Source organism: Candidatus Margulisiibacteriota bacterium (assembly GCA_028706105.1).
Taxonomy (GTDB): Bacteria; Margulisbacteria; Riflemargulisbacteria; order GWF2-35-9; family DYQY01; genus DYQY01.
Window position 1 is genome coordinate 1 of sequence record JAQWCF010000141.1, and the last position, 2,916, is coordinate 2,916.

The following is a 2,916-nucleotide window of genomic DNA, read 5'->3' on the forward strand; positions in this document are numbered from 1 at the left end:
AATAAAAGTCGTCGGTAAGAGAAGAGTCAAAATGACAAAAAGTAACCCAGTCAAATACTTGTCAATGTGATAATAGAAAAAGGAAAGTAATAGATAAATTGCACAAATTATTGTTACAATTAAAATTAGTCTACCTGTTTTATTATCATTCATTTTTTATCGATTTGTGTAGGTTTCTGTGTTTCTTAGCATGACCGCTAACGGCTGGGGGTGTGACCAGTTTGGGGGAGCGGGGCTTGGGATTTATCCCCCGTTAAGAACATTCCTGCGTGCCGACCCGATTCCGTAACCCATTCATCCCAAATTGGTTACACCCCTTGTTGTAGCCAGTTATTTAATTTTTCTTTCTAAGAATTCCAAGTCATTATTTATTAGTGCATTTAAACAGTCTAAAGCATCTTTTTCTGTTTGACCTTGTATTTCAGTCGTATAATTTTCATTTATTTTCTCAATTAGTCCAAATAGTTTCTTTACCAATTTTGGTCTTTTAAAAAAGATATACCATTCACGACCATCAACGGCTGAAATAACAATACCATTCTTATTGTCTTTGTTTTCAATTTCGAGAGAAGGTGAATAATAAATTTCTTCACTTTTGGAAGATTCCATTTTATTCAAAAGTTCTTTCCACGGAATTTTTTCAAAAGTTTCAATAATCTTTTCTTTCTCAATGTTTCCAATTTCAATAATCTTTGGTTTAAATGGGTCACAAAATGATGCTCTAAAATTCATATAGGTTCATTTTTAAAGTTCATTAATAATTTCATCAATTCGTTTATGCCGTTTAATTATTTCTTCATCATATTCTGATGTTTCATTAAATATAGCTTTTGATATTAATTCATAAGCTTCAATCCTTAATTTACTATATTCAAGTAATAATTGGTTTTGTTTTTGAAAATCTTGTGGTATGTTTTCAATTGTGTTCATTTCGTTTAAAATTTCAATGCATTCTTCCCATTTAGGAATTCCTGTTTTTTCGATAAATAATACTATCTCATTTTTCGAATTTCTTTCCAGCATATCAAATAATTTCATCGCTACCTGTTCATTCTCATTGTATTTTTTCAGTCCCGAATCATATTTATCTACATCCCAATCTGTTGGTGATAAATAAGCATATGCAAATATTCCACCAATTAGAATTACTGAACAAATAGCACCTATACCAGTGGCTTTCCAATTTGAATAGAATTCATTTTTTTCTTCTTTGTGCTTGTTAAGTTCTTGACCTTGCAGATTTTCAACTATTAAATAAATTATTCCTGTATAGATAAGAGGAATCAAAGCATTCGGGATTTTATCTAATATTGATTCAGGAATCTGGAATATTCCGTAAAATATTAACAGGGTACTTAATATTCCAATTATTAAGGAATTTAAACCTTGCTTTTCTTTTCCTAGATTAATGAAGTTTTTTCTAATCAAAATTCCAGCAGCTAGAGGTCCACCAAAATAGGTTGCTATTGCAATTGCTCTTTGAGAATAAAGTTTCATATTTTCGCTAATTCTATTTTCTAATATGTTGTTTTTGTCTTCTGTGACGTCGATTTCTATAATTGGCTACAACGGTGGCGGTATGAAATCGTTGGGGATTGCGGACTACTAGCTTGTCAAGTTACACCGAACTTGATGCGGGGCAGAACACCCGAATAACCACTTAAACCCCAATGTTTTATACCGCGTGTTATGGGCTTTATTTTATCCAAATACCGTAATCAAGATTTCCTAAAACTCTTTTTAAATTAGCTAACGCAATCATTTGTCCAACAGTAGTCAAAGTGATTTGATATAATTCATTTATTTTATAGATATCCATAAGCTTTTTATAGGATGGGGCTTTTTGCTCAATTAGTTTAGCTAACTCATCATCAGCAATGTCCTTAACAAACGGATAATTGTTCTTTGTAATTTTCATGCAATCTCTACTAATAATATTCAACGCTGACAATGTTCCAGTAAATTGCAAGTACTGTTTATTTGAATGACTCAAGTTAAAACTATTACTCGTGAGACCAACAATTAATAAAGCTGGTTGCTCTAATTGTCTTAAATCTGTAAATGTCGAATGAACAACCGATGTGAAATATTGTACTAAAGACAAAAAACTAATATGCTCAGGAGTTAACTTAGGAACTATTTTAATTGCTTCACTCGAAACAATAGAAATAAAATCATTTGACTCTATGCTAATACGCTCAATTAATAGTTCAGACAAAACATCAGTATCTACTTTATTTCCCTTTCTTGCACTAGCTTCAACAACTTCATTGAAGCTAAACTGAATATCAGGGTCTTTAATTTTTTCTACGTCAATTCTATTGAAATTTTGTGCGAATTTCGTTTCGAATTTTTCCAAATAATGCTCAATATTCTGTATTGCTGTCTGTGATGCAATTTCTCTAAGTTTTGGAAAATTTTCACTTAACAATAAATGAAATATCTCTTTCACTTCTAAAAACTGTAATCCAACATTCTGAATAATTTTAATGTCATTTCCAGCTTGAAGAGAAGTTCCGCCTTCTCCCGTTTCTTGTTTTTGCTTTTCAAACATCCTTTTTGTTTTTAAACTTCTTGATTTTCACATCTCTGCCTGCTTGAATACCAACTGAATTATTGCCAACTTTCTGTTTCTGTCCTTTATATTTTCGTATCAAGAATAATGAAATTATAAAAACACCTATTCCTGAAAATATCCATTCATAATTATTCGAAAAAAAATCTAATATTTTTTCCATATTTCCTTTTATTGCAGAGTTTTTCGTTTTTTAATATTGCCCATAACATTAAGGCTTGTATTCACCGTTTCCGTACAAAAATAGAAATAACTTGCAACACTGCAAATTATTTGGTGTAAATGATTTAAAATAAGTGTGGAAATGGGGAATGCAAGTGAGTTGAACTATGCCACTGTGA

At 31.0% G+C, this 2,916-nt stretch carries 4 protein-coding genes; all 4 read right to left on the reverse strand.

What is annotated here, in order from left to right; genetic code table 11:
* Positions 1-330: 330 nt before the first annotated feature.
* The 4 genes from PHF25_09380 to PHF25_09395 all read right to left on the reverse strand — a co-directional run bounded on the left by PHF25_09380 (position 331) and on the right by PHF25_09395 (position 2,738).
* Positions 331-732, reverse strand: coding sequence for a hypothetical protein (locus tag PHF25_09380; GenBank protein MDD4528218.1), 402 nt, complete (start codon positions 730-732; stop codon positions 331-333).
* Positions 733-744: 12 nt separating this feature from the next.
* Complete coding sequence (locus PHF25_09385) at positions 745-1,497, reverse strand: hypothetical protein (protein MDD4528219.1); 753 nt, start codon at positions 1,495-1,497, stop codon at positions 745-747.
* 199 nt (positions 1,498-1,696) lie between these two features.
* Positions 1,697-2,554, reverse strand: a complete 858-nt coding sequence (locus PHF25_09390) for a hypothetical protein (GenBank protein ID MDD4528220.1) — start codon at positions 2,552-2,554, stop codon at positions 1,697-1,699.
* The gene (locus PHF25_09395; protein MDD4528221.1) at positions 2,547-2,738 is read right to left on the reverse strand and encodes a hypothetical protein; all 192 of its coding nucleotides are present in this window, start codon (positions 2,736-2,738) and stop codon (positions 2,547-2,549) included. Before PHF25_09395 ends, PHF25_09390 begins: the two co-directional genes overlap by 8 nt.
* Positions 2,739-2,916: the final 178 nt, after the last annotated feature.

Excerpts from the sequence above, each read along its gene's own strand:
- PHF25_09390 (MDD4528220.1), bottom strand. The coding sequence starts at position 2,554 with ATGTTTGAAAAGCAAAAACAAGAAACGGGAGAAGGCGGAACTTCTCTT.
- PHF25_09380 (MDD4528218.1), bottom strand. The coding sequence starts at position 732 with ATGAATTTTAGAGCATCATTTTGTGACCCATTTAAACCAAAGATTATT.
- PHF25_09385 (MDD4528219.1), bottom strand. The coding sequence starts at position 1,497 with ATGAAACTTTATTCTCAAAGAGCAATTGCAATAGCAACCTATTTTGGT.
- PHF25_09395 (MDD4528221.1), bottom strand. The coding sequence starts at position 2,738 with ATGGAAAAAATATTAGATTTTTTTTCGAATAATTATGAATGGATATTT.